Raw genomic sequence first — 22,668 nt, 5'->3', positions numbered from 1 at the left:
GCTGGCCACAGAATCCATGGATCACGGGCCTGCTTGCTCGAGCGGGCCCGGGCGGGGCCAGCGCCGTCCCCTTCTCACCTACATCCAGGAGAAGGAAGTTCAGATGACTCCTCCGTTCAAGGGGTCGAGTACCCCGCGCAGCCTCGGCGGCGGACACGAACGCCGGCACACCACGGTGCCCTCGCCGTTCAGTCGTTTCGCCGCCTACCCGGAAAACACCGGTCTGTACGACCCCGCCCACGAAAAGGACGCCTGCGGCCTGGCGGTGATTGCCACCCTGCGGGGCGGGCCGGGCCACCACATCGTCGACGCGGCGCTGACGGCGCTGCGCAATCTGGAACACCGCGGCGCGGTCGGCGCCGACGAAGGAACCGGCGACGGCGCCGGGTTGCTCACCCAGATCCCCGATGAATTCTTCCGCGCGGTGGTGGGCTTCGAACTGCCGGCGGCCGGCCGGTATGCCGCCGGAACCGCGTTCCTGCCCAGCGACGAGTCTGAGGCGGCGGTAGCGCGGGACGGCGTGGAGGCCATCGCCGCCTCCGAAGGCCTCACAGTCCTCGGCTGGCGCGACGTCCCGGTGGTGGCCGAACTGGTCGGCGCCATGGCGCGGTCCTGCATGCCCCACTTTGCCCAGGTGTTCCTGGGCCTCGACCCGGCCGCTGCCGGCAGCAGCGATGTGGATGCCCGCGTTTTTCGCGTCCGCAAGCGCGCCCAAAACAAGTTCGGAGTGTATTTCCCGTCGCTGTCGTCCAAGACCATCGTCTACAAGGGAATGCTGACCACCGCGCAGCTGGAACCCTTCTACCCGGACCTCTCCGACCCTCGCTTCAAGACGAAACTGGGTATCGTCCACTCCCGCTTCTCCACCAACACGTTCCCCTCGTGGCCGCTGGCCCAGCCGTTCCGCACCATCGCGCACAACGGCGAGATCAATACGGTCAAGGGCAACCGCAACTGGATGCGGGCCCGCCAGTCGCAGCTGAAGGGCCCCCTGCTGGGCGACACGCCGGAAGAGCTGTTCCCCATTTGCACGCCCGGCGCCTCCGACTCCGCCTCCTTTGACGAAGTCGCCGAATTGCTGATGCTCGCGGGCCGCCCGATTACGCAAGCGATCATGATGATGATTCCGGAGGCGTGGGAGAACCACGCCACGATGGACCCTGAGCGCCGTGCCTTCTACCAGTACCACTCGATGCTGATGGAGCCGTGGGACGGCCCCGCGGCCGTTTCCTTCACCGACGGCCGGCTCGTTGGGGCCGTGCTCGACCGCAACGGCCTGCGCCCGGCCCGCTACTGGGTCACCGAGGACGGGTTGGTCGTGCTGGCCTCGGAGGTCGGGGTCGTCAACATCGATCCCGCCACGGTGGTCAGGAAGGGCCGGGTCTCACCGGGGAAGATGTTTTTGGTGGATACCGAGGCCGGCCGGCTGGTCGAGGACGAGGAGATCAAGGCCGACGTCGCGGCCGCCAACCCGTGGGGCGAATGGCTCAAGGACAACATGATCCGGCTGGAAGACCTGCCGGAACGCGAGCACGTGGTGCACACCGCCGCGTCGGTCAACCTCCGCCAGCGGACCTTCGGCTATACGCAGGAAGAGCTGCGGATCCTGCTGGGCCCAATGGCCCGCACCGGCGCCGAACCGCTGGGGGCCATGGGCACCGACACCCCGATCGCGGTGTTGTCCAAGCGCCCCCGGCTGCTGTTCGACTACTTCGTGCAGTCCTTCGCCCAGGTGACCAACCCTCCGCTGGACGCCATCCGCGAAGAACTCGTGACCTCGCTGCGTTCGTCGATCGGCCCCGACGGCAACCTGCTGGCGACCGGCCAGGTGCGCACCACCCAGGTGGCGCTGAACTTCCCCGTGATCAACAACGACGAACTGGCCAAGATCGCCGCGATGGAAGACGAGGAGGGCAGCCGCCTCGCGCTGAAGGTGAGCGGCCTCTACCGGCCCGACGGCGGCGCCGCCGAGTTGGCCGCCCGGCTGCAGGAAATCTGCGAAAAGGTCTCCGGCGCCGTCAACCGCGGCGTGAAGTTCATCGTGCTCTCGGACCGGGACTCGAATGCCCAATGGGCGCCCATCCCGTCGCTGCTGCTGACGAGCGCCGTGCACCACCACCTGCTCAAGAGCGCCAACCGGACCAAGATCTCGCTGCTGGTGGAAGCCGGCGACGTGCGCGAGGTTCACCACGTGGCCGCCCTCATCGGGTACGGCGCTTCCGCCGTCAATCCGTATCTGGCGATGGAAAGCTGCGAGGAACTGGTGCGCAACGGCGACCTCCAGGGCGTCACCGCGGCCCAGGCCGTGCAGAACCTGATCAAGGGCCTGGGCAAGGGCGTGTTGAAGATTATGTCCAAGATGGGCATTTCCACCGTCCCCTCCTACTGCGGTGCCCAGACGTTCGAAGCGATCGGGCTCGCCCAATCCCTGGTCGACCAGTACTTTGCCGGCACCCAGTCGCAGCTCGGCGGCGTGGGCCTGGACGTCATCGCCGCCGAGGCCGCGGCGCGTCACGCCCAGGCCTACCCCGCCGACGGGATCGAAGACCCCCACCGGTCGCTCGAGAACGGCGGCGAGTATCAGTGGCGCCGCGAAGGACCGCCGCACCTGTTCAACCCGGAGACGGTGTTCCGGCTGCAGCATGCCACCCGTGAACGGCGCTACGACGTGTTCAAGGCGTACACCCGCGGCGTGGACGACCAGGCGAAGGACCTGATGACGCTCCGCGGCCTGTTGAAGTTCAAGGCCGGCGCCCGCCCGCCCGTGCCGCTGGAGGAGGTCGAACCGGTCTCCAGCATCGTCAAGCGTTTCTCCACGGGGGCCATGAGCTACGGCTCCATCTCGCAGGAGGCGCACGAAACGCTCGCCATCGCCATGAACCGGCTGGGCGGGAAATCGAATACCGGCGAGGGCGGCGAGGACGTGGACCGGCTGCTGGACCCGGAGCGCCGTTCGGCGATCAAGCAGGTGGCCTCCGGCCGGTTCGGCGTCACCAGCCTGTACCTGACCAACGCGGAGGACCTCCAGATCAAAATGGCCCAGGGAGCCAAGCCCGGCGAGGGCGGTCAACTGATGAGCCAGAAGGTCTACCCGTGGGTGGCCCGGACCCGGCATTCGACACCGGGCGTGGGCCTGATCTCTCCGCCGCCGCACCACGACATCTACTCGATCGAGGACCTGGCGCAGCTGATCTACGACCTGAAGCGCTCCAACCCCTCGGCGCGCGTGCATGTGAAGCTGGTGTCCGAAGTCGGGATCGGCACCGTGGCGGCCGGCGTGACCAAGGCGAAGGCCGACGTCGTCCTCGTCTCGGGGCATGACGGCGGCACCGGGGCGAGCCCGCTGAACTCGCTCAAACATGCGGGAGCGCCCTGGGAACTGGGGCTGGCCGAGACGCAACAGACGCTGATGCTCAACGGCCTGCGGGACCGGGTGGTCGTGCAGGTGGACGGGCAACTGAAGAGCGGCCGCGACGTGGTGATCGCGGCGCTGCTGGGCGGCGAGGAGTTCGGCTTCGCGACGGCGCCGCTGGTGGTCTCCGGCTGCATCATGATGCGCGTCTGCCACTTGGACACCTGCCCCGTGGGGGTTGCCACGCAGAACCCGGAACTCCGCCGCCGGTTCACCGGCAAGCCCGAGTTCGTGGTGAACTTCTTCGAGTTCATTGCGGAGGAAGTGCGCGAACTGCTGGCCGGACTGGGCTTCCGCAGCCTGGCCGAGGCTATCGGCCACGCGGAGCTGCTGGACACCCGCGAAGCACTCGACCACTGGAAGGCCGACGGCCTGGACCTGTCACCGATCCTGCGCGGCTACGGCACCGATTCCGACATCCCGCTGCGCAACATGACCACGCAGAACCACGAACTGGACAAGCACTTCGACAACCAGCTGATCGCCATGAGCTCGGACGCGCTGACCAACCGCGAACCGGTGCGGATCAGCCTGGACGTGATCAACACCGACCGGGCTGTGGGCACAATGCTCGGCCACGAAGTGACCAGGCGTTTCGGCATCGAAACCCTGGCGGACGACACCATCGACGTGACGCTGACCGGACAGGCCGGGCAGTCGCTGGGCGCCTTCCTGCCCGCCGGCATCACCCTGCGGCTGCTCGGCGACTCGAACGACTACGTCGGCAAGGGGCTCTCCGGCGGACGGATTATCGTCCGGCCGGACCGGGCCAACACGTTCGCGTCCGAACGCAACGTGATTGCGGGCAACGTCATCGGTTACGGCGCCACCAGCGGCGAGATGTTCCTGCGCGGCCAGGTGGGCGAGCGGTTCCTGGTCCGGAACTCGGGCGCCACCGCCGTCGTCGAAGGAATCGGCGACCACGGCTGCGAGTACATGACCGGGGGACTGGCCCTGGTCCTGGGCCGGACCGGCCGCAATTTCGGCGCCGGCATGTCCGGCGGCGTGGCCTACGTGCTGGACCTGGACCCCGGCATGCTGAACACCCAGAGCACCGGCACCGGCGAATTGCAGCTGCTGCGCCCGGACCCGGCGGACGAAGGGACCATCGCCACCCTTTTGAAGAAACATGCGGAGGAGACCGGTTCCCGGCTCGCCGGGCGCCTGCTCGAGGACCTCGAAGGGACCCTGGCCCGCATCACGAAGGTGCTGCCGCGCGACTACGCGGCGGTGCTGCAAGCCCGGGCGAACGCCGAAGCCGAAGGGCTCGACCCCGACGGCGACGTTGTCTGGACCCGAATCCTGGAGGTAACCGGTGGCTGACCCACGCGGATTTATGAAAGTTCGAGATCGCCAGACCCAGCCCCGCCGTCCTGTTCCCGTGCGGATCATGGACTGGAAGGAAGTCTACGAGGCGCAGGAAAAGGGCGTGCTCCGCAGCCAGGCCGGCCGCTGCATGGACTGCGGCATCCCGTTCTGCCACCAGGGCTGTCCGCTGGCAAACCTGATCCCGGAGTGGAATGACCTGACCTGGCGCGGCAAGGACCAGGAAGCGATCGAGCGGCTGCACGCCACCAACAACTTCCCCGAATTCACCGGCCGGCTGTGCCCGGCGCCGTGCGAGGCGGCCTGCGTGCTGGGCATCAACCAGCCGGCGGTGACCATCAAGCAGGTGGAAGTCTCCGTCATCGAGGAAGCCTTCGACCAGGGCTGGGTGACTCCGCACGCGCCGGAGCGGCTGACCGGTCACACGATCGCCATCGTCGGGTCCGGCCCCGCGGGGCTGGCCACGGCGCAGCAGCTGACGCGGGCCGGCCACACCGTGGCGGTGTACGAGCGCGACGACAAGGTAGGCGGTTTGCTGCGTTACGGCATTCCCGACTTCAAGATGGAGAAGCACTACCTGGACCGCCGGCTGGAGCAGATGCGGGCCGAGGGCACGCGGTTCCGCACCGGCATCGAGGCGGGCAAGGACATCAGCTGGGATCAGCTGCGCCGCCGCTACGACGCCGTGGTGATCGCGACCGGTGCCACCGTGCCACGGGACCTGCCGATCCCCGGGCGCGGGCTGTCCGGCGTGCACTTCGCCATGGACTACCTGGTGCAGGCCAACCGGGTAGTGGCCGGCGAGGCGGTCCCGGACCAGATCGACGCCCGGGGCAAGCACGTGGTGATCCTGGGCGGCGGCGACACCGGCGCGGACTGCCTCGGCACCGCGCACCGGCAGCAGGCGGCCTCGGTCACCACCCTGGCCATCGGCAAGCAGCCGCCGGCCCAGCGTGCTTCGCACCAGCCGTGGCCGACGTTCCCCACGCTGTTCGAAGTGGCCAGCGCTCACGAGGAAGGCGGCGAGCGGACCTACCTCGCCTCCACCGTGGAGTTCGTGGGCGAGAACGGCGTGCTCACCGCACTGAAGGTCGCCGAGACCGAGTTCGTGGACGGCAGGCGGGTCCCCAAGCCGGGAACGGAGCGGGAGATCCCGGCGGACCTGGTGTTCCTGTCCCTGGGCTTCACCGGTCCGGAGCATGCCGGGATCGACGCGCAGGTCAACGCGTCCTTCGACGAGCGCGGGAACGTCGGCCGCGACGGCGGCTACATGACCGGCGCCGAGGGCATCTTCGTGGCCGGCGACGCCGGGCGCGGACAGTCCTTGATCGTGTGGGCGATCGCCGAGGGGCGCGCCTGCGCCGCCGCCGTCGACCGGTGGTTGACCGGTACCACGCGGCTGCCGGCACCGGTGGCCCCGGAAGACCGTGCGATCGCGGTGCTGCCCTAGCGGCGGCCCGCCTGCGCGATGGCCGCATTCTGATTAGGGTAGGTATATGAGACGCGCAAAAATCGTTGCAACCTTCGGCCCAGCCATCGCCAGTTACGAGAGCACCTTGGCCGTCCTCCAGGCGGGCGTGGACGTGGCCCGGATGAACATGAGCCACGGCGACTACCGCGTGCATCAGCAGACCTACGACAACGTGCGCAAGGCGTCGGCCGAACTGTCCAAGCCGGTGGGCATCTTCGCCGACCTGCAGGGACCCAAGATCCGCCTGGGGCGCTTCGTGAACGGCCCCCACCACCTCGCGGTGGGGGACCGCTTCACGATCACCACCGAGGACGTGGAGGGAACCGCCGAGCAATGCTCAACCACGCACAAGGGCCTGCCCGGCGACGTCAACGTGGGCGACTCCCTGCTGATCGACGACGGCAAGGTGGCGCTGAAGGCCATCGAGGTCGACGACGTCAAGGTGGTCACCGAAGTCACCGTGGCGGGTGCGGTGTCCAATAACAAGGGCATCAACCTGCCCGGCGTCGCGGTCAACGTCCCGGCCCTGAGCGAGAAGGACGAGGAAGACCTGCGCTGGGCGCTCAAGACCGGCGTCGACATGGTGGCGCTGTCCTTCGTGCGCAACGCCGGTGACGTCCGGCGGGTCCACGAGATCATGGACGAGGAGGGACGCCGCGCCCCGGTCATCGCCAAGATCGAGAAGCCGCAGGCCGTGGACGCCATCGAAGAGATCATCGACGCGTTCGACGCCATCATGATCGCCCGCGGCGACCTGGGCGTGGAGTTGCCGCTGGAGGACGTGCCGCTGGTCCAGAAGCGCGCCGTCGAACTCGCCCGCCGCTGGGCGAAACCGGTGATCGTGGCCACCCAGGTGCTCGAATCGATGATCGACAACCCGCGGCCCACCCGGGCCGAGGCATCGGACTGCGCCAACGCCGTGCTGGACGGTGCGGACGCGGTCATGCTCTCGGGCGAAACCAGCGTGGGCAAGTACCCGCTGGAGACGGTCCGGACCATGGCCCGGATCATCGAGTCCACCGAGCAGCACGGGCTGGACCGCATCCAGCCGCTGGGTAGCCAGCCGAAGACCCGCGGCGGCGCCATCACGCGGGCGGCCGTGCAGATCGCCGACCAGCTCGACGCCAAGTACATCTGTACGTTCACCCAGTCGGGCGACTCGGCCCGCCGGCTCAGCCGGCTGCGCCCGGGGCGGCCGGTCTTCGCGTTCACCCCGCTCCAGTCCACCCTGAACGTGCTGTCGCTGACCTGGGGCATCCAGCCGCTGGTCGTGGAGTTCGTCGAGCACACGGATCATATGACCGCCCAGGTGGACCGGATCCTCTACGAGCGCGGGCTGGTGGAGATTGATGACCTGGTCGTCATCGCCGCCGGTTCGCCCCCGGGCAAGGCCGGTTCCACCAACTCCCTGAAGGTGCACCGGGTGGGCGACCTGGCGGATGCCGGTGAACTGCTGGACGGCCAGCCGCACCCCCGGCCCGAGCGGGTCGGCCCCTGGCCGACGTCGTAGGCGCAGTCCACGGACAACAGAACGGCCTCCGGATCATTCCGGAGGCCGTTCCCGTAGCCTTGGTTGGCCGTTCGCGTTGCCTTAGTTCACCTGGTTGATGATGGTCTCGGCGACTTCGCGCATGCTCAGCCGGCGGTCCATCGACGTCTTCTGGATCCAGCGGAACGCTTCCGGCTCGGTCAGGCCCATCTTGGTGATGAGCAGGCTCTTGGCCCGCTCCACCAGCTTCCGGGTCTCGAACTGCTCCTGCAGGTCGGACACCTCGGACTCCAGGGCGGCGATCTCTTCGTGGCGGGAGAGTGCGATCTCGATGGCCGGGATCAGGTCCGCCGGCGTGAAGGGCTTCACCACGTACGCCATGGCACCGGCGTCGCGGGCGCGCTCCACCAGCTCTTTCTGGCTGAACGCGGTCAGCAGCACCACCGGGGCGATGCGTGCCTTGACGATCTGCTCCGCGGCCGAGATGCCGTCCATCACAGGCATCTTCACATCCATGAGGACCAGGTCCGGCTTCAGTTCCTGGGCGAGTTCCACGGCCTTTTCGCCGTTGTCGGCTTCGCCAACGACGTCATAGCCCTCGCCCCTCAAAATTTCGACGATATCCAGGCGGATCAGTGTCTCGTCCTCCGCGACGACGACGCGGCGAGCGGGGACAGACTCGGTTTGTTCAGACACTGGCGCTCCTAGAGTGTTGCGTTGCCATTGGCATGGCGTCGGTTCCGTGAAATAGCCTATCGGCATGTAGAGTAGATTCGCGCACCGGGCAGCATGACGGTTTTCACAGTTTGGAAGCCGGCTTTGCAACCGGTGCCGGCCCGAGTGGCGGAACGGCAGACGCACCGCACTCAAAATGCGGCGGGGAAACTCGTGTGGGTTCGAATCCCACCTCGGGCACGTTTTTACTGTGCGGAGGCATGTAGGTCTCTGGTAGTGGACAAATATTGACTTGTGGGCCCCTTCGGGGGTTGCAGACACCGGCTGTTCCGTTGGCTTTGTGCGCTTCCGGTTTTTGGTCGGTGGGTTAGGACCCCGGGCGCCCCGGCCAGTCCTTGCCGGCCCATGGGTCGTAGTCGCTGATGAGCTCCTCCTGCGGCGGCCGCTTCGTTACGGGGACGTGCTGCAAGTTCACTCGCACCCTGTACCAGAGCGAGCTTGATCCGCGCATTCCGTCGACGAGCACATCAGCCGGTTGCAGGGCCGGGACGACGTCCGCATGCCGAGTCTTCCACTCATCGAGCGCCGCGTACGCCTCGGGCTTGGTCTTGGTTCGGGCCACTTCAATGAGCGGCATCATCGACTTCCGGCGGCCGGAGCCGTCGCCGCCGCCCGGCGGTTTCTCGGCGGGGCCGAGCTCGGCCGCCAAGGCGAGGAGCCCGTCGAGGGTGCCGACCGCGTCATCGATGCCGGCGTGAGGGTCGCCCACGTCGGCGAAGCGCTCGAGCACCGAGCGCACAGTGAACTGTTCCGGTCGGGCGGAGGTGACCTCGTCCCATGTGAGCGGCGTCGAAACCCGGGCGTCGGGCAGGGGCCGGATCGAGTACGCGGAAGCCACGGTGCGGTCTTTGGCGTTCTGGTTGTAGTCGACGAACACACTCTCGCCGCGCTCCTCCTTCCACCACCGTGCGGTGGCGAGGCCGGGAGCGCGGTTCTCGACCTCGCGAGCGAGGGTCTCTGCGGCGAGCCGCACGTGGCGGTACGACCATTGAGGCGCGATGCGCACAAGGATGTGGAGTCCCCGCGACCCACTCGTCTTCGGCCAACCCACCAGTCCCACGTCGTTGAGCACTTCCCGTGCGACGCAGGCGACGTCGACGAGCTGCGACCAGTCGACTCCCGGCATCGGATCGAGGTCGACCCGCAGCTCGTCGGGGTGCTCGAGGTCCTCGGCGCGCACGGGGTGCGGGTTGAGGTCCAGGCATCCAAGATTCACGACCCACGCTAAGCCCGCAGCATCCCTAAGGACGGCCTCTTCGGCTGATGTCCCCGACGCATAGTGCAGCGTTGTCGTGTGGATGAAGTCAGGGTGGTTTTCAGGCACGCGCTTCTGAAAGAATGGCTCAGCATCGATGCCCTTCGGGAAGCGCTTGAGCACCATTGGGCGGCCGCCGGCGCCGCGCAGTGCACCATCCGCGACGGCAAGGTAGTAGCGAACCAGGTCGAGCTTCGTCAGCCCGGGTTGTGGGAACACCACCTTGTCCGGACTCGAGATGCGAACCTCGCTGCCGGCAATGTTAAGGATCTCGGCTGGGGCCTTCGACGGGTTCATTCCGCCACGCTAGCAACGATCGGATGTCCCAACCAGACCAGCTGCGCGGCAGCCCGGCCTGGTCTTGTTTGCGCAGGGATACGGCCACGCCCTTGCCGCTGCGCCCCTTCCGGGTGTCGAATCTGTTAACAGCAGGTGAGTGCGCAGGACGACGATGCCTACGACGCCAGGAGGCGCTCATGTCGGGGAAATCGGCCAACGGGTTGGCGAAGGGTTCTGGACGGAGCGCGGATCCGCGCCGGGCGGAGGTCTCCGCCGCGGCAACGGTGTCCCGGCCGGAGCAGATCCGCAACGTGGTGCTGGTGGGCCACTCCGGTGCCGGGAAGACGATGCTCGCGGAGGCCCTGTTGCTGGCGGCGGGGGCCACGAACCGGATGGGTTCGATCGTCGACGGCACCACCGTCAGCGACTCGGATCCTTCCGAGATCCGCCAGCAGCGTTCCGTCGTGCTCTCCGTCCTCCCCGTGATGTTCGACGACGTCAAAATCAACCTCTTGGACACTCCGGGCTATTCGGACTTCACTGGCGAGCTGCGGGCCGGTCTTCGTGCCGCCGACGCCGCCCTGTTCGTCGTGTCCGCCGTGGACGGGATCGATGCCGCGACCACCGCGCTGTGGGGCGAATGCGAGAGCGTCGGGATGCCGAGGGCGGTGGCCATCAGCCGGCTGGACCACCCGCGGGCCGACTTCGAAGCGGCGCTGGCCGGCTGCCGCCGCGCCTTCGGCGAGTCCGTACAGCCGCTGTACCTGCCGGTGCGGAGCGGGGCGGACCTGACGGGGCTGCACGCACTGCTGTCCGGCACCGTATCGGACTACAGTGCCGGGGAACGAAAGCCCGATGTCCGTCCCGCGGGCGCCGGGGAGCTCGCGGGAGCCGAGGAGGCCCGCAGCGCCCTGATCGAAGGCATCATCGCCGAGAGCGAGGACGAGTCCCTGATGGACCGTTATCTCGGCGGCGAGGAAATCGGCCTCGATGTGCTGTTCTCCGACCTGGAGACCGCCGTCGCGCGCGGATCCTTCTACCCGGTGCTGGCCACCTCCTCGGAAACCGGGCTGGGCATCCCGGAGCTGCTGGACATGCTCCAGCGGGCATTCCCGTCCCCGCTCGAGCGCCCGATGCCGGCGGCGACGGGACTCTACGGTTCGCGCAGCACCCCGCTGCGCTGCGACCCCGACGGACCGCTCGCCGGCGAAGTGATCCGCACGACCACGGACCCGTTTTTGGGCCGGGTCTCCCTGGTCCGGATCTTTTCGGGCACCCTGCGGGACGACTCCGCCATCCACGTGTCCGGGCACGGGCTCGCCGACCGGGGCCACGCCGACCACGACAGCGACGAACGGGTCACGCATCTGCACGCCCCGCTCGCCTCGACCCTGCGGTCGGTGTCCCTGTGCATCGCCGGCGACATCTGCGCGTTGACGAAGATCGGCACGGCCGAGACCGGCGACACGGTGTCGTCGCGGGAGCTGCCGATGCTCATCCAACCCTGGGAGATGCCGGAACCGCTGTTGCCTGTCGCGGTGGAGGCGGCCACGCGCAACGACGAGGCCGCCCTGGCGAAAAGCCTGGCCAAGGTGGCCGCGGGCGACCCGACCCTGCGGGTGGAGCGGCACACTGAGACCCACCAACTCATCCTGTGGTGCATGGGCGAATCGCACGCCGAGGTGGTGCTCGACCGGCTGCGCGGGCAGGGCGTGAATGTGCAAACCGTCGACGTCGTCACGCCCCTGCGCGAAACGTTCGCGACAGGGGCCACCGGACGCGGACGCTACGTCAAGCAGTCCGGCGGGCACGGCCAATTCGCCATCTGCGAGATCGAGGTGGAACCGCTCGCGCGGGGCGCCGGGTTTGAATTCGTGGACAAGATCGTCGGCGGCATCATCCCGGGGCCGTACATCGCGTCCGTCGAAAAGGGTGTCCGGGCGCAGATGGAAAAAGGCGTCTCCGCCGGATTCCCCGTCGTCGACATCCGCGTGACACTGGTCGGCGGCAAGACCCACAGCGTCGACTCCTCCGACGCGGCCTTCCAATCCGCGGGTGCCCTGGCCTTGCGGGAAGCCGCTGCGGCGGCGCGGATCCAGTTGCTGGAGCCAATCTCCTCCGTGACGATCACGGTGCCCGACGACTACGTAGGGTCGGTAATGAGCGACTTGTCCGCCCGACGCGGACGCCTGACCGGGTCGGATTCGGCCGGCGGGGACCTCACCGAAATCAGCGCCGAAGTCCCGGACCACGAATTGCTGCGCTACGCCGTCGACCTTCGTGCGCTGACCGGCGGCACCGGGCGTTTCCGGCGGGCCTACCTGAGGCACGACCCGGTGCCTTCGACAGCGGCGACGGGGGTCGGGCAGCGGTAAGGCTATCGGCCGGGACGGGTCCGGTCACCCGCCGGAGCGGAGGACGCGGGCGAGTTTCCCCAGGGCGTCCGTCCAGCCGGCCCGGTGCAGGCCGAGACGTTCCTCGGTGGCGAACCCGCCCTGCCGGAGGGCGAGGCGGGTGCCGTCCTCCGAGGGTTTGAGGGAGAGCATGACGACGGTTTCGCGGTCATCGGGCGCGGGCTCCTCCCACCGGAAGGTGTAGGCGAGGCGGCGCGGAGGGAAGAATTCGAGAAACTCACCGGCGAGGTGGAAGGGCGGGCCGTCGGGCGGTTTCATCGTCAGCCGGTAGGTGCCGCCCGGCCTGGCGTCGAGCACGGCGTCGGGTGTTGTGAAACCTTCGGGACCCCACCATGTGGCCAACTCATCCGCCTCCGTCAGCATGCGAAAAACCTGGTCGCACGGCGCGGCCAAGACCACCTTCAGCTCCAGCACGAAACCGCCGGGTTGCTCGTTCATCGGACGCGGCCCCTTCCGGCACCGACCCCGCAGCTGAAGGCGTGGGGGCCCCTTGTCCGACCATCGTAGTCCCGGCGTGCGGTCGCCGGCCCGGCCATCGTAGTCCCGCCGGCCGGCCCCGTGAAGGAGCCTGGCCCTGGGCCGACACCGGTCATGGACATCCCCGGATGCCGGTGGGAGCATGGCTGTATTCGCGCCCCGGCCGCACGGCCCCGGCGGGAGGCAGCGGCTGGAGGAATCATGCCAGGGCCCGATCTCGAACTTGTTGCCGAGCGGTATCACCGAGCGCTGGACGCGTTCGTCCAGGGAATCCCCGCTTTGGCGAAGGACCTGTTTTCGCGGCAGGAGGAGGTCACGCTTGCCAATCCGTTGGGGCCGCCTGCCCGTGGCTGGGCGGAGGTCGAGGCGGCCATGGACCGGGCGGTATCGCATTTCAGGGAGGGCGAGCCGATCCGGTTTGAACGGATTTCGACCTACGTCGCGACCGATCTGGCCTACATCGTCGAAATCGAGCGGACCCGGGTGAAGGTCAGCGTGTCCGATGCGCCGTCCCCGATCTCGCTGCGGGTCACGACGATATTCCGGCTGGAGGACAGCACCTGGAAGATCATCCACCGTCACGCCGATCCCATCACCTCCCCGCGGACCATCGACTCGATCGTCGAGCAGTAGCCGGCAGCCGGCCGGCGGCAGGCGCCGCGGGCCCTCGACTCCATCGTCGGGCACTGGCCGGCAGCCGGCCGGCGGTCAGGCGCCGCTGACCCTCGAGCGGAGGAATTCGGCAGCAGGGCCGGCGAGCGATGCCCCAATCTCCGCCGCCCCTCTTCTCCCGCCCTTGACGTCGAAGGAATGGTCGCCGCCTTCCTGCCAGGCGAGCACGGCATTCGGGCCGATGCGTGCGACGACGGACTCGAGCAGTTCCGGGGTTGCGAAGGTATCGCGGGTGCCCTGCAGGAACAGCATGGGCAGCGTGAGGCCATACAGGTGCTCGTCGCGCAGCCTGTCCGGTTTCCCCGGCGGGTGCAACGGATAGCCGAGGTACACCAGGCCGGCGGCCGGCATTCCCTCCGCCACGGCCATCGACGCCATGCGGCCGCCGAAGGATTTGCCGGCCGCCCACAGCGGTTCACCTTCGGACCGCGCTGCCGCTTCCCGCATGGCCGAACGCCACGCCACGATGGCAGCCGGCGGGCGGTCCGGAAACTTTCTGCCGGCCTCCCGGTAGGGGAAGTTGAAGCGCAAGGTGGCTACGCCGTCGTCGTTCAAGGCGCGGGTGAAACCGGACAGGAACGGGTGGTCCATGCCCGCGCCGGCCCCGTGGGCCACCACCAGCGAAGCGAAGGGGGACTCGGGGCGGGCGTAGACACCGGAGACGGTGGTGTTGCCGACGTCGATGGTCACGGGGGACTCGGTGATAGGCATGCTCCCATCATGCCCTCGCCAGAAGCGAGTGTGTGTGTTTAGGTGTTCCCATGGCCAGCGAACAGACAACGCTGACGGTCGACGGACCGCACGGCGAGCGCGAGGTGCGCATTTCCAGCCCGAGCCGGGTGATGTGGCCCGAACTCGGGATCACCAAACTGGATCTGGCGCGCTACATCGCGGAGGTTGGCGAGGCCTTCGTCCGCGCCAACGGCGACCGGCCGGTGTCCTTGCAACGGTTCTCGAACGGGGTCGACGGCGAGCAGTTCTTCTCGAAGAATCCGCCCAAGGGTGCGCCTGACTTCGTGCGGTCGGTGATGGTGGTGTATCCGAGCGCCCGGTCGCACCCGCAACTGGTCCTCGACGAGCCCGCCGCGGCGGTGTGGGCGGTGCAGATGAACACCGTGGTGTTCCACCCGTGGCCCTCGCGCGCGGGGAACTCCGACAACCCGGACCAGCTTCGCATCGACCTGGACCCGCAGCCGGGGACCTCGTTCGACGACGCCATCCCGGTGGCGATCGAACTGCGGTCGGTGCTGGCGGAGGCCGGACTCAACGCGTTCATCAAGACCTCCGGAAACCGCGGGCTGCACATGTTCGCGCCGATCGAGCCGACGCACGAATTCCTGGACGTGCGCCACGCCGTCATCGCCGCGGCGCGGGAGATCGAGCGGCGGATGCCGAAACAAGTGACGACGTCGTGGTGGAAGGAGGAGCGCGGGGAGCGGATCTTCGTGGACTTCAACCAGGCCAACCGCGACCGGACCATGGCGGGTGCCTACAGCCCGCGGGCCCTGCCGAACGCGGCGGTGTCCTGCCCCATCGCATGGGACGAACTCGAAACGGCCGACCCGAAGAACTTCACGATCGCCACGGTTCCGGACAGGCTGAAGACTACCGGCGACCCGTGGTCCCGCATGCATGATGAGCCGGGCAAGATCGACGTCCTGCTCCAGTGGTGGGAACGCGACCTCGCCGCCGGCCTGGGGGAGATGCCCTTCCCGCCCGACTATCCGAAGATGCCGGGCGAGCCGCCGCGGGTGCAGCCCAGCCGGGCGCGCAAGAAGGACTAGCGGCCCGCCAACCTGACGGATACCGCCCTGGGCGACCGCCGCCCCTGGCCCCTATTCGAACCGGGACGGGTCCCCGGCCCCGTAACGGACCACTTCGGCAGTGCCGCCGGAAAAGTCGACGACCGTGGAGGGCTCGGACCCGCAGTCGCCGCCATCCACCACGGCGTCCACCACATGGTCGAGCCGGTCCTTGATTTCCCAGCCCTGGGTCAGCGGTTCCTCCTCGTCCGGCAGCAGCAGTGTGCTGGAGAGCAGCGGCTCGCCCAGTTCCGCCAGGATTGCCTGCGCGACGTTGTTCGCCGGAATGCGGACGCCCACGGTCTTCTTCTTCGGATGCATTAGCCGGCGGGGAACCTCCGCGGTGGCCGGCAGAATGAAGGTGTAGCTTCCCGGCGTCACGGCCTTGATGCTGCGGAAAACCTTGTTGTCGACGTGCACGAACTGGCCCAGCTGGGCAAAGTCCTTGCAGACCAAGGTGAAGTGGTGCTTGTTGTCGAGCCGGCGAATGGTCCGGATCCGTTCCAGGGCGTCCTTGTTGCCCAGCTGCGCACCGAAGGCATAACAAGAGTCGGTCGGGTACACGATCAGCGCGTCCGACCGGACGAGGTCAACAATCTGGCCGATCGACCGCGGCTGGGGATCCTGGGGGTGTACGTCGAAGTATCTCACCATTCCCCGAGCTTACGGCCACGGGCGCGGTTGATGCATGAGCGGAGCATCCTGTGCGGGCGTTGGTCTCAGGAAGGGACCGACTGGTCCATCCACCACTCCGTGAAGTGGGTTGCCCGGCCTTCGCCGTTCAACCGGATCACCCACAAATTGCTGTAGGTGCGTCCGTCCCGGTAGGCAGTCGTTCCCTCCACCACGGAGACGTCGTCGGTCACGGCGACTTCGTGCCACTCGAAGGTCGCCGCGCCGGGCTCGTCCTTGCGGGCCAGCCACTGCTGGACGATGCTGTCCCGACCGCGCCACGGGTCCGTCCACGGCTCCGGCCGGTACTCGGCGTCGTCGGTAAACAGGGCTCCGATCTGATCCGGGTCATTGGTCTCCCACGCCTGCCGGTAAGCGGTGATCCACGCCGACGTCTTCCCATCCATCCCACCGTTGTACTGCGGCGGCCGCGGGCGGACAACCCCCGCACTCCCGCGGGGCGCATGCGGTCCGACTACGCCGCATCTCCCGCGGGCCGCATGCCACGCTTCCGCTGGTTCGACCCGCTGGCTAGCATGGGCCCCATGGCCCGGACTATCTACTACGTCGGCAGCTCGGTGGATGGGTATATCGCCGACCGCAGCAACAAGCTCGACTGGCTCACGCAGTTCAACGACGCCGATGGCGTTCAGGACAGCTTCGAAACCTTCATGCAGCGCATTGGGTCCATCGTCATGGGCTCAGAGACGTACAAGTTCGTGCTGGAAGAGGCACCGGAGGCATGGCCCTACGGCTCAACACCCACCTGGGTTTTCACGCATCACGAACTGCCAGGCATCCCCGGAGCAGACATCACGTTTGTGCGAGGTGACGTGGGTATCTTCCACGACGACATCTGCGCCGATGCCGGCGAGAAAGACGTGTGGCTGGTCGGCGGCGGTCAACTTGCCGCGCAGTATGCGTCGGCCGGCCTGCTGGACGAACTCATCCTGACGTTGGTACCGGTTGTGCTGGGCGGCGGACAACCGCTGCTCCCAGTCCCCAGCACGACGGCGCCGGCCCGGCTTCGCGGCAGCCGCACCTTGGGCGACTTGGTAGAGATGCACTACGACCTCAATCCGGTGGCGGTCTAGCCTCGCGCCTGCGCGGTTCCCCCGCGCGGTCCTGCTGCGACCACGACTACGGCCCTCCAGCCCAGCGGTGCGCCTTGCGCCGCTTTGTCCTTCAGCCTCCGCAGTCCGCCTTCAGTCTTCCAATGTTGACCAAGGACGCTAGGGCCTCCGCCTTCCCCCATGTCGTCCTCCGGCGTCCCTGCACCGCCTGTGTCCCTGCTCGACTATCCAGACTCACGGCCCGATACCATTCATCCGCGGCTTTCGGCGGGGAATTTCTGCATCGCCCGAAACTGTCAGTGGCGGCCGATAGCCTGTTTTCAGTAGCAGTTGTGCACCATCGTTGGCCGCCGGGTTGTGGGTTTGCCGGCGGCGTCTGCGGATCCGTGCAGGGTTCGTGACCGTTCGTAGTCGAGGCCATGCATTACGCATGCTGAAGATTGAGACGCTGAGATGTTTGATCCGGCCGTACCCGATCCTCCCGCCGCAGCAGTGCTTGCGCCGGTATCACCTGCAGGCAGGGGCTTGTTGCGGGGCGCCGGGCCGGTGGCAGCTCCGCTGGATTCTGCCGGTGTTTGGGCTGCGGCCGTTGCCCTTGAGGGCATCGACGTGGGTGCGTCGGAGCGTGAGTTGGTGGAGGAGCTTACGGCGTTGGAGGGTTTGAAGGCTGCCGCGGCGGCCGCGCAGGCCCGGGTGCAGGTCGCGTTGGAGGAGTCGGTGCGTGCCCGCCGTGCCTGCGCCGGGGTCCCGAAAGACCGGCAGGGCGCCGGGGTGGCCGCCCAGATCGGGTTGGCTCGGCGCGAGTCCCCGCACCGTGCCGCGGTCCTGCTGAACCTCTCCCGGACCCTGGTGGGGCAGATGCCGCACACCCTGGCCGCCCTCGCCGCGGGGGACCTGAACGAATACCGGGCCGAGATCCTGGCCCAGGAGACCGGCTGCCTGTCCCCGGAGCACCGGGCCCGGGTGGACCGGGAACTGGCCGGGAACCGGGACCGGTTGCACGGGCTCGGGAACCGGGCGCTGCGGGCCGAAGCCAAGCGCCTGGCCTACCGGCTCGATCCCCGCTCGGTGGTGGAGCGGGCGGCGAAGGCCGAAGCGGACCGGCATGTGTCTTCCCGGCCCGAGCCGGACACGATGGTCTCGGTCCGGACCCTGCTTCCGGTGGTCCAGGGGGTGGCGGTGATGGCCGCCCTGCACAAGGAAGCGGACCGGCTGCGCAGCAGCGGGGACGCCCGGTCGCGGGGCCAGATGATGGCCGATACCGTGTTCGAACGCGTCACCGGCCGCAGCACCGCCGACCCGGCCCGGCTGGAAATCCAGTTGGTGATGACCGACCGTGCCCTGCTGCGGGGCGAGGCCGAGCCGGCTTGGCTGACCGGGCACGGCATCGTCCCGGCCGGTTACGCCCGCAACCTCACCCGCCCGCCGCAACCGCCGGCAGCCGATGGCAGCCCGCCGGGCGGGGCGGGGCAGCAGGCGCCGCCGGCCGGGACCGAGCCGGGGTGGAAGACCGCCCGCGAGCAGGCCCAACGCACCAAGGTATTGAAACAGGCCACCGTGGAAGAGATCTGGGTCCGCCGCCTCTACACCGCCCCGGGGACCGGGCAGCTGCTGGGGATGGACTCGGCCGCACGGCGATTCCCCGCCGGGATGCGCCGGATGATCCACGCCCGCGACGCCGTCTGCGCAAGGCCCTGGTGCGACGCCGCGATCCGGCACATCGACCACATCGTGCCCTGGACGCAAGGCGGTGAAACGACCATGGCCAACGGCCAGGGGCTGTGCGAACAATGCAACCAGTCAAAGGAAGCCGAAGGCTGGTCCAGCCGCACCCTCGACGGGCCCCACCACACGGTGGAAACCACCACCCCCACCCGACACACCTACACCTCAACCCCGCCACCACTACCAGGCACGCCGCCAATCGGGGCGTCAGGGTCCGATAAGGCCAGAACCGAGACGGTGCCGGCGGGCACAGTGATGTCGGCCGCAGGGACCGCCCAGCCATCCTTGGCATCGAGCGCAGAAATCATTCACGGCGCGTTGGCCGCTGCCGCGGCGAACAGCGATGACGACGCCGACGACGGCGCCCGGCGGAGCGCCTGCACTGCGGGCGGTTGGGCAGTAGTGAAAATCCCGAGGGACAAGCTCGCCCCGTCGGCCGCCTAAATTGCCAGCGCAAGGGGGAGTGGCGCTGACCAGCGCAAGGGCGGTGGCGCTGGCGCCGATCCCAGCAGTGCGCCGATCTGGCCTCCGGGCTCGCGGGCCAGGGTTTCGAAGGGTGCCTACGCGTTGTCGCGGATCAAATTGGTGATCCGCGCCGTGGAGAGGCGCCGTCCGGCGTCATCGGTCATCACGACTTCGTGCACGGTCAGCGAACGCCCCAGCTGGATGGCCGTCGCAGTGCCGGTGACCAGGCCCGAAGAGACGGAGCGGTGATGGCTGGCGCCGACTTCGATGCCGACGGCGTGTCGGCCGGCGCCCGCGTGCAAAGACGCCGCGAAGGACCCCAGTGTTTCGGCCAGCACCACATGCGCGCCGCCATGAAGGATGCCCGCCACTTGGGTATTTCCTTCCACCGGCATGGTTGCCACCATGCGCTGCGGGGTCATCTCGCTGAAAACGATGCCCATCTTCACCACGAGCGATCCCACCCCGGTGTGTATCAGCCACCGGTGCAAGTGTTCCGGGACACCGGCGTCGACCAGTTCGGCGATCGTGGCCGCGGCCGTAGCCGGAAGCGCGCCCTGCGAGTGTCCCGCAGCACTGTCGCCGGGTGTGAATTTGTCGCTCATGGGAACTAGGCTGGCAGGTGTGAGTGAAACTAACAAACCGGCAGCAGCGACCGCGACAGTAGAGGCAGAGGGAGCCCCCGTTTCCGGCCTGGAGAGCGAAGCGTCGGGGCCAAAGCGCCTGCTGCTGATCGATGGCCACTCGATGGCGTTCCGCGCGTTCTACGCCCTGCCGGTGGAAAACTTCTCCACGGATACCGGCCAGCACACGAATGCCGTCTACGGTTTCACCTCCATGCTGATCAAGATGATCGAGCAGCGCGAACCGACCCACATCGCTGTGGCGTTTGACCTGGACACTCCCACCTTCCGCACCGAGGAGTATTCCGAGTACAAGGGCGGCCGTAACAAAACGCCCGAGGAATTCCACGGCCAGGTGGACCTGATCGTCAAGGTGATGGAGGCGATGCAGATCCCCACCGTCACCTTGGACGGGTACGAGGCCGACGACGTCATCGCCACCCTGAGTGAGCGGGCGGAGAAGTCCGGCTGGGAGGTTCTGGTGGTGTCCGGGGACCGGGACGCGTTCCAGCTCATCACGGACAAAGTCACCGTGCTGTACCCGAAGAAGGGCATCAGCGACATCCCGCCGATGGACGCCGACGCGGTGGAAGCCAAGTACTTCGTCCGGCCGGAGCGGTATGCCGATCTCGCGGCGCTCGTCGGTGAGACCGCCGACAACCTTCCCGGCGTCCCCGGCGTGGGCCCAAAGACTGCGGCCAAGTGGATCAACCTCTACGGCGGCGTCGAAGGCATCCTGGAGAACCTGGATTCGATCGGCGGCAAGGTCGGCGAGGCGCTCCGGGCCAATGTCGATTCGGTCAAGCGCAACCGCCGGCTGAACCACCTGCTCCGGGACCTGGACCTGCCCGTGAAGCTGGAGCACATGGTGCTGCAGCACCCCGACCGGACCGCCATCGAGGAACTCTTCGATGCGCTCCAGTTCAACACCCTGCGCAAGCGGCTCTTCGACCTTTTCGGCGAGGAGGACGCCGTCCGCGAGACGGAGGTCAATGCCCCCGCCCACACGGTGGTCACCGATGCGGCCGCCCTGAAGGAATGGCTGGAGGAGACCAACCAGCACAACGTTGCCCTGCAATTGGTGGCCGAAACCGCGGAAGGCGGGGACGACGCCGTCGGGCTGGCCCTGGTGGCCCACGCCCAGGCCGCCTACGTGCCGCTGACTTCGCTGGACGCCGACGCCGAGCAGTTGCTGGCACACTGGCTGTCCGACCTTGACGCGCCGAAGGTCGTCCACGACTTCAAGTACGCCTACAAAGTTCTCTCGCGGCGTGGGTTCGAGCTGCTGGGCGTCGTCGACGACACCGCGATTTCGGCGTATCTCATCCAGCCGGACCGGCGCAGCTACGAACTGGCGGACCTGGCCCAGTACCACCTGAAGATGTCCGTGGCGGCCCCCGAAGCCGCGGCGAATGGACAGTTGGAGCTCGGCCTGTCCGAGGATGACAAGGCCGGACCGGCCGTCGTGCAGGCATTCGCCGCGCTGCAGCTGAGCGAACACTTCGCCGGACAACTGGTGGACCGCGGCGCCAACCAGCTGCTGGGCGGGCTTGACCTGCCCCTGTCGCTGGTATTGGCGCGGATGGAATTGGACGGCATTGCCGTGGACGCCGGCGCGCTGGACCGGCTGGTGGACGACTTCACCGTGACCATCGACGCCGCCAGCTCGGCGGCCTTCGGCATCATCGGCAAGGAAATCAACCTGGGCTCGCCCAAGCAGTTGCAGACGGTGTTGTTCGAGGAGCTGGGGCTGCCGAAGACCAAGAAGATCAAGACTGGTTATTCGACCGACGCCGATGCGCTCAACGACCTGTTCGCCAAGACGGGCAACGAATTCCTGGTCCAGTTGCTGGCCTATCGCGATGCTTCAAAGCTGCGGCAGACGGTGGAAGGCCTCCGCAAGACCGTGGCGGATGATGGGCGGATCCACACCACCTACGCGCAGACGGTGGCCGCCACCGGCAGGCTGTCCTCCATCAACCCGAACCTGCAGAACATCCCGGTCCGGTCGGAGGCCGGCCGGCGCATCCGGGAAGCGTTCGTCGTCGGCGAGGGCTACGAGCTGCTTCTGACCGCCGACTATTCGCAGATCGAAATGCGCATCATGGCCCACCTGTCCGGAGACGAAGGCCTGATCGAGGCATTCCGCTCGGGCGAGGACCTGCACCGGTTTGTCGGCGCGCACATCTTCGGGGTCGCGCCCGAGGACGTCACCAGCGAGATGCGCGCCAAGGTCAAGGCCATGTCCTACGGCCTGGTGTACGGGCTGAGTTCGTTCGGGCTGTCCAAGCAGCTGAACATCTCCGTGGACGAGGCGCGGACGCTGATGAAGGAATACTTCTCGCGGTTCGGCGCCGTCCGCGATTATCTGCGCGGAGTGGTGGACAAGGCCAGGGTGGACGGGTTCACCTCGACGATCGAAGGCCGCCGCCGTTACCTGCCGGACCTGGCCAGCGACAACCGCCAGCTGCGCGAGATGTCGGAGCGGGCCGCGCTGAACGCGCCCATCCAGGGATCGGCGGCGGACATCATCAAGAAGGCCATGCTCGGCGTCTCGGAGGAGCTGCGCCACCAGGGACTGAAGTCCCGGATGCTGCTGCAGGTCCACGACGAACTCGTGCTCGAAGTAGCGGCGGGGGAGCGGGAACAGGTGGAGAAGTTGGTGCGCGCCCAAATGGGCGGCGCCGCGGAACTGACCGTGCCGTTGGACGTGTCCGTCGGCGTCGGCGCCAACTGGCAGGAAGCCGGACACTAGACACGTCCAGCCTCCAGTGTCCC

The 22,668-nt window shown here is 67.9% G+C and carries 16 protein-coding genes and 1 tRNA gene; 10 read left to right on the top strand and 7 right to left on the bottom strand.

Annotated features, from left to right (window positions below; genetic code table 11):
- Positions 1-103 precede the first annotated feature (103 nt).
- From gltB to pyk, 3 genes are read left to right on the top strand one after another with little or no spacing between them, the layout of a single operon-like run.
- A complete protein-coding gene (gene gltB, locus AC5RW2_RS21735; protein WP_494074534.1) occupies positions 104-4,735 on the top strand; it encodes a glutamate synthase large subunit in 4,632 nt (1,543 codons plus the stop codon).
- Entirely contained in the window at positions 4,728-6,188 is a 1,461-nt protein-coding gene (locus AC5RW2_RS21730; RefSeq protein ID WP_494074533.1) for a glutamate synthase subunit beta, read from the top strand. Before gltB ends, AC5RW2_RS21730 begins: the two co-directional genes overlap by 8 nt.
- Before the next feature lie 46 nt (positions 6,189-6,234).
- Positions 6,235-7,719 (top strand): pyruvate kinase, encoded by a 1,485-nt coding sequence (pyk, locus tag AC5RW2_RS21725; RefSeq protein WP_494023165.1) that lies wholly within the window; start codon positions 6,235-6,237, stop codon positions 7,717-7,719.
- An 81-nt stretch (positions 7,720-7,800) separates the two neighbouring features.
- Here pyk and AC5RW2_RS21720 read toward each other — a convergent pair whose 3' ends face one another.
- The gene (locus tag AC5RW2_RS21720; RefSeq protein WP_493977830.1) at positions 7,801-8,394 is read right to left on the bottom strand and encodes an ANTAR domain-containing response regulator; all 594 of its coding nucleotides are present in this window, start codon (positions 8,392-8,394) and stop codon (positions 7,801-7,803) included.
- A gap of 138 nt (positions 8,395-8,532) precedes the next feature.
- Here AC5RW2_RS21720 and AC5RW2_RS21715 point away from each other — a divergent pair.
- A tRNA-Leu gene (locus tag AC5RW2_RS21715) sits at positions 8,533-8,613 on the top strand.
- A gap of 127 nt (positions 8,614-8,740) precedes the next feature.
- Here AC5RW2_RS21715 and ligD (AC5RW2_RS21710) read toward each other — a convergent pair.
- Entirely contained in the window at positions 8,741-9,985 is a 1,245-nt protein-coding gene (gene ligD / locus AC5RW2_RS21710; RefSeq protein WP_494074532.1) for a non-homologous end-joining DNA ligase, read from the bottom strand.
- Positions 9,986-10,164: 179 nt separating this feature from the next.
- Between ligD (AC5RW2_RS21710) and AC5RW2_RS21705 the strand changes: the two genes are divergently transcribed.
- Positions 10,165-12,342: an elongation factor G-like protein EF-G2 gene (locus AC5RW2_RS21705; protein ID WP_494074531.1), complete on the top strand. Its 2,178-nt coding sequence runs from the start codon at positions 10,165-10,167 to the stop codon at positions 12,340-12,342.
- A gap of 24 nt (positions 12,343-12,366) precedes the next feature.
- Here the strand turns inward: AC5RW2_RS21705 and AC5RW2_RS21700 are convergent, their stop codons facing one another.
- Complete coding sequence (locus AC5RW2_RS21700; protein ID WP_493999602.1) at positions 12,367-12,819, bottom strand: SRPBCC family protein; 453 nt, start codon at positions 12,817-12,819, stop codon at positions 12,367-12,369.
- A 240-nt stretch (positions 12,820-13,059) separates the two neighbouring features.
- Here AC5RW2_RS21700 and AC5RW2_RS21695 point away from each other — a divergent pair, with 240 nt between their 5' ends.
- On the top strand, positions 13,060-13,491 hold the full coding sequence (locus tag AC5RW2_RS21695) for a YybH family protein (RefSeq protein ID WP_494025859.1): 432 nt from the start codon (positions 13,060-13,062) through the stop codon (positions 13,489-13,491).
- Positions 13,492-13,566: 75 nt separating this feature from the next.
- Here the strand turns inward: AC5RW2_RS21695 and AC5RW2_RS21690 are convergent, their stop codons facing one another.
- Positions 13,567-14,241 (bottom strand): alpha/beta hydrolase family protein, encoded by a 675-nt coding sequence (locus tag AC5RW2_RS21690; protein ID WP_494074530.1) that lies wholly within the window; start codon positions 14,239-14,241, stop codon positions 13,567-13,569.
- Positions 14,242-14,291: 50 nt separating this feature from the next.
- Between AC5RW2_RS21690 and ligD (AC5RW2_RS21685) the strand changes: the two genes are divergently transcribed.
- On the top strand, positions 14,292-15,314 hold the full coding sequence (gene ligD, locus AC5RW2_RS21685; RefSeq protein ID WP_494025860.1) for a non-homologous end-joining DNA ligase: 1,023 nt from the start codon (positions 14,292-14,294) through the stop codon (positions 15,312-15,314).
- Between the two features lie 51 nt (positions 15,315-15,365).
- Here ligD (AC5RW2_RS21685) and AC5RW2_RS21680 read toward each other — a convergent pair whose 3' ends face one another.
- Together AC5RW2_RS21680 and AC5RW2_RS21675 are read right to left on the bottom strand one after the other, a co-directional pair.
- A complete protein-coding gene (locus AC5RW2_RS21680) occupies positions 15,366-15,986 on the bottom strand; it encodes an L-threonylcarbamoyladenylate synthase (RefSeq protein WP_494074529.1) in 621 nt (206 codons plus the stop codon).
- 65 nt (positions 15,987-16,051) lie between these two features.
- Entirely contained in the window at positions 16,052-16,411 is a 360-nt protein-coding gene (locus tag AC5RW2_RS21675) for a nuclear transport factor 2 family protein (RefSeq protein ID WP_494025861.1), read from the bottom strand.
- Positions 16,412-16,549: 138 nt separating this feature from the next.
- Here AC5RW2_RS21675 and AC5RW2_RS21670 point away from each other — a divergent pair, with 138 nt between their 5' ends.
- A complete protein-coding gene (locus AC5RW2_RS21670) occupies positions 16,550-17,098 on the top strand; it encodes a dihydrofolate reductase family protein (RefSeq protein ID WP_494023158.1) in 549 nt (182 codons plus the stop codon).
- Positions 17,099-17,623: 525 nt separating this feature from the next.
- Positions 17,624-19,246 (top strand): HNH endonuclease, encoded by a 1,623-nt coding sequence (locus AC5RW2_RS21665; protein WP_494074528.1) that lies wholly within the window; start codon positions 17,624-17,626, stop codon positions 19,244-19,246.
- 116 nt (positions 19,247-19,362) lie between these two features.
- On the opposite strand, the gene AC5RW2_RS21660 is transcribed toward AC5RW2_RS21665, so the two are convergent.
- A complete protein-coding gene (locus tag AC5RW2_RS21660; RefSeq protein ID WP_494074527.1) occupies positions 19,363-19,872 on the bottom strand; it encodes a hotdog fold thioesterase in 510 nt (169 codons plus the stop codon).
- Here AC5RW2_RS21660 and polA point away from each other — a divergent pair.
- The gene (polA, locus tag AC5RW2_RS21655) at positions 19,871-22,645 is read left to right on the top strand and encodes a DNA polymerase I (RefSeq protein WP_494074526.1); all 2,775 of its coding nucleotides are present in this window, start codon (positions 19,871-19,873) and stop codon (positions 22,643-22,645) included. The genes AC5RW2_RS21660 and polA overlap by 2 nt on opposite strands.
- Positions 22,646-22,668 lie beyond the last annotated feature (23 nt).

Source organism: Arthrobacter sp. B0316-1-20 (assembly GCF_059091865.1).
Note: the sequence above shows the minus strand (reverse complement) of the source record. Positions and strands in the feature narration are given on the sequence as shown.

Coding starts and splice junctions, on each gene's coding strand:
- gltB (WP_494074534.1), top strand. CDS start 104: ATGACTCCTCCGTTCAAGGGGTCGAGTACCCCGCGCAGCCTCGGCGGC.
- pyk (WP_494023165.1), top strand. CDS start 6,235: ATGAGACGCGCAAAAATCGTTGCAACCTTCGGCCCAGCCATCGCCAGT.
- ligD (WP_494074532.1), bottom strand. CDS start 9,985: ATGAACCCGTCGAAGGCCCCAGCCGAGATCCTTAACATTGCCGGCAGC.
- AC5RW2_RS21705 (WP_494074531.1), top strand. CDS start 10,165: ATGTCGGGGAAATCGGCCAACGGGTTGGCGAAGGGTTCTGGACGGAGC.
- AC5RW2_RS21700 (WP_493999602.1), bottom strand. CDS start 12,819: ATGAACGAGCAACCCGGCGGTTTCGTGCTGGAGCTGAAGGTGGTCTTG.
- AC5RW2_RS21695 (WP_494025859.1), top strand. CDS start 13,060: ATGCCAGGGCCCGATCTCGAACTTGTTGCCGAGCGGTATCACCGAGCG.
- AC5RW2_RS21690 (WP_494074530.1), bottom strand. CDS start 14,241: ATGCCTATCACCGAGTCCCCCGTGACCATCGACGTCGGCAACACCACC.
- ligD (WP_494025860.1), top strand. CDS start 14,292: ATGGCCAGCGAACAGACAACGCTGACGGTCGACGGACCGCACGGCGAG.
- AC5RW2_RS21680 (WP_494074529.1), bottom strand. CDS start 15,986: ATGGTGAGATACTTCGACGTACACCCCCAGGATCCCCAGCCGCGGTCG.
- AC5RW2_RS21675 (WP_494025861.1), bottom strand. CDS start 16,411: ATGGATGGGAAGACGTCGGCGTGGATCACCGCTTACCGGCAGGCGTGG.
- AC5RW2_RS21670 (WP_494023158.1), top strand. CDS start 16,550: ATGGCCCGGACTATCTACTACGTCGGCAGCTCGGTGGATGGGTATATC.
- polA (WP_494074526.1), top strand. CDS start 19,871: ATGGGAACTAGGCTGGCAGGTGTGAGTGAAACTAACAAACCGGCAGCA.
- AC5RW2_RS21660 (WP_494074527.1), bottom strand. CDS start 19,872: ATGAGCGACAAATTCACACCCGGCGACAGTGCTGCGGGACACTCGCAG.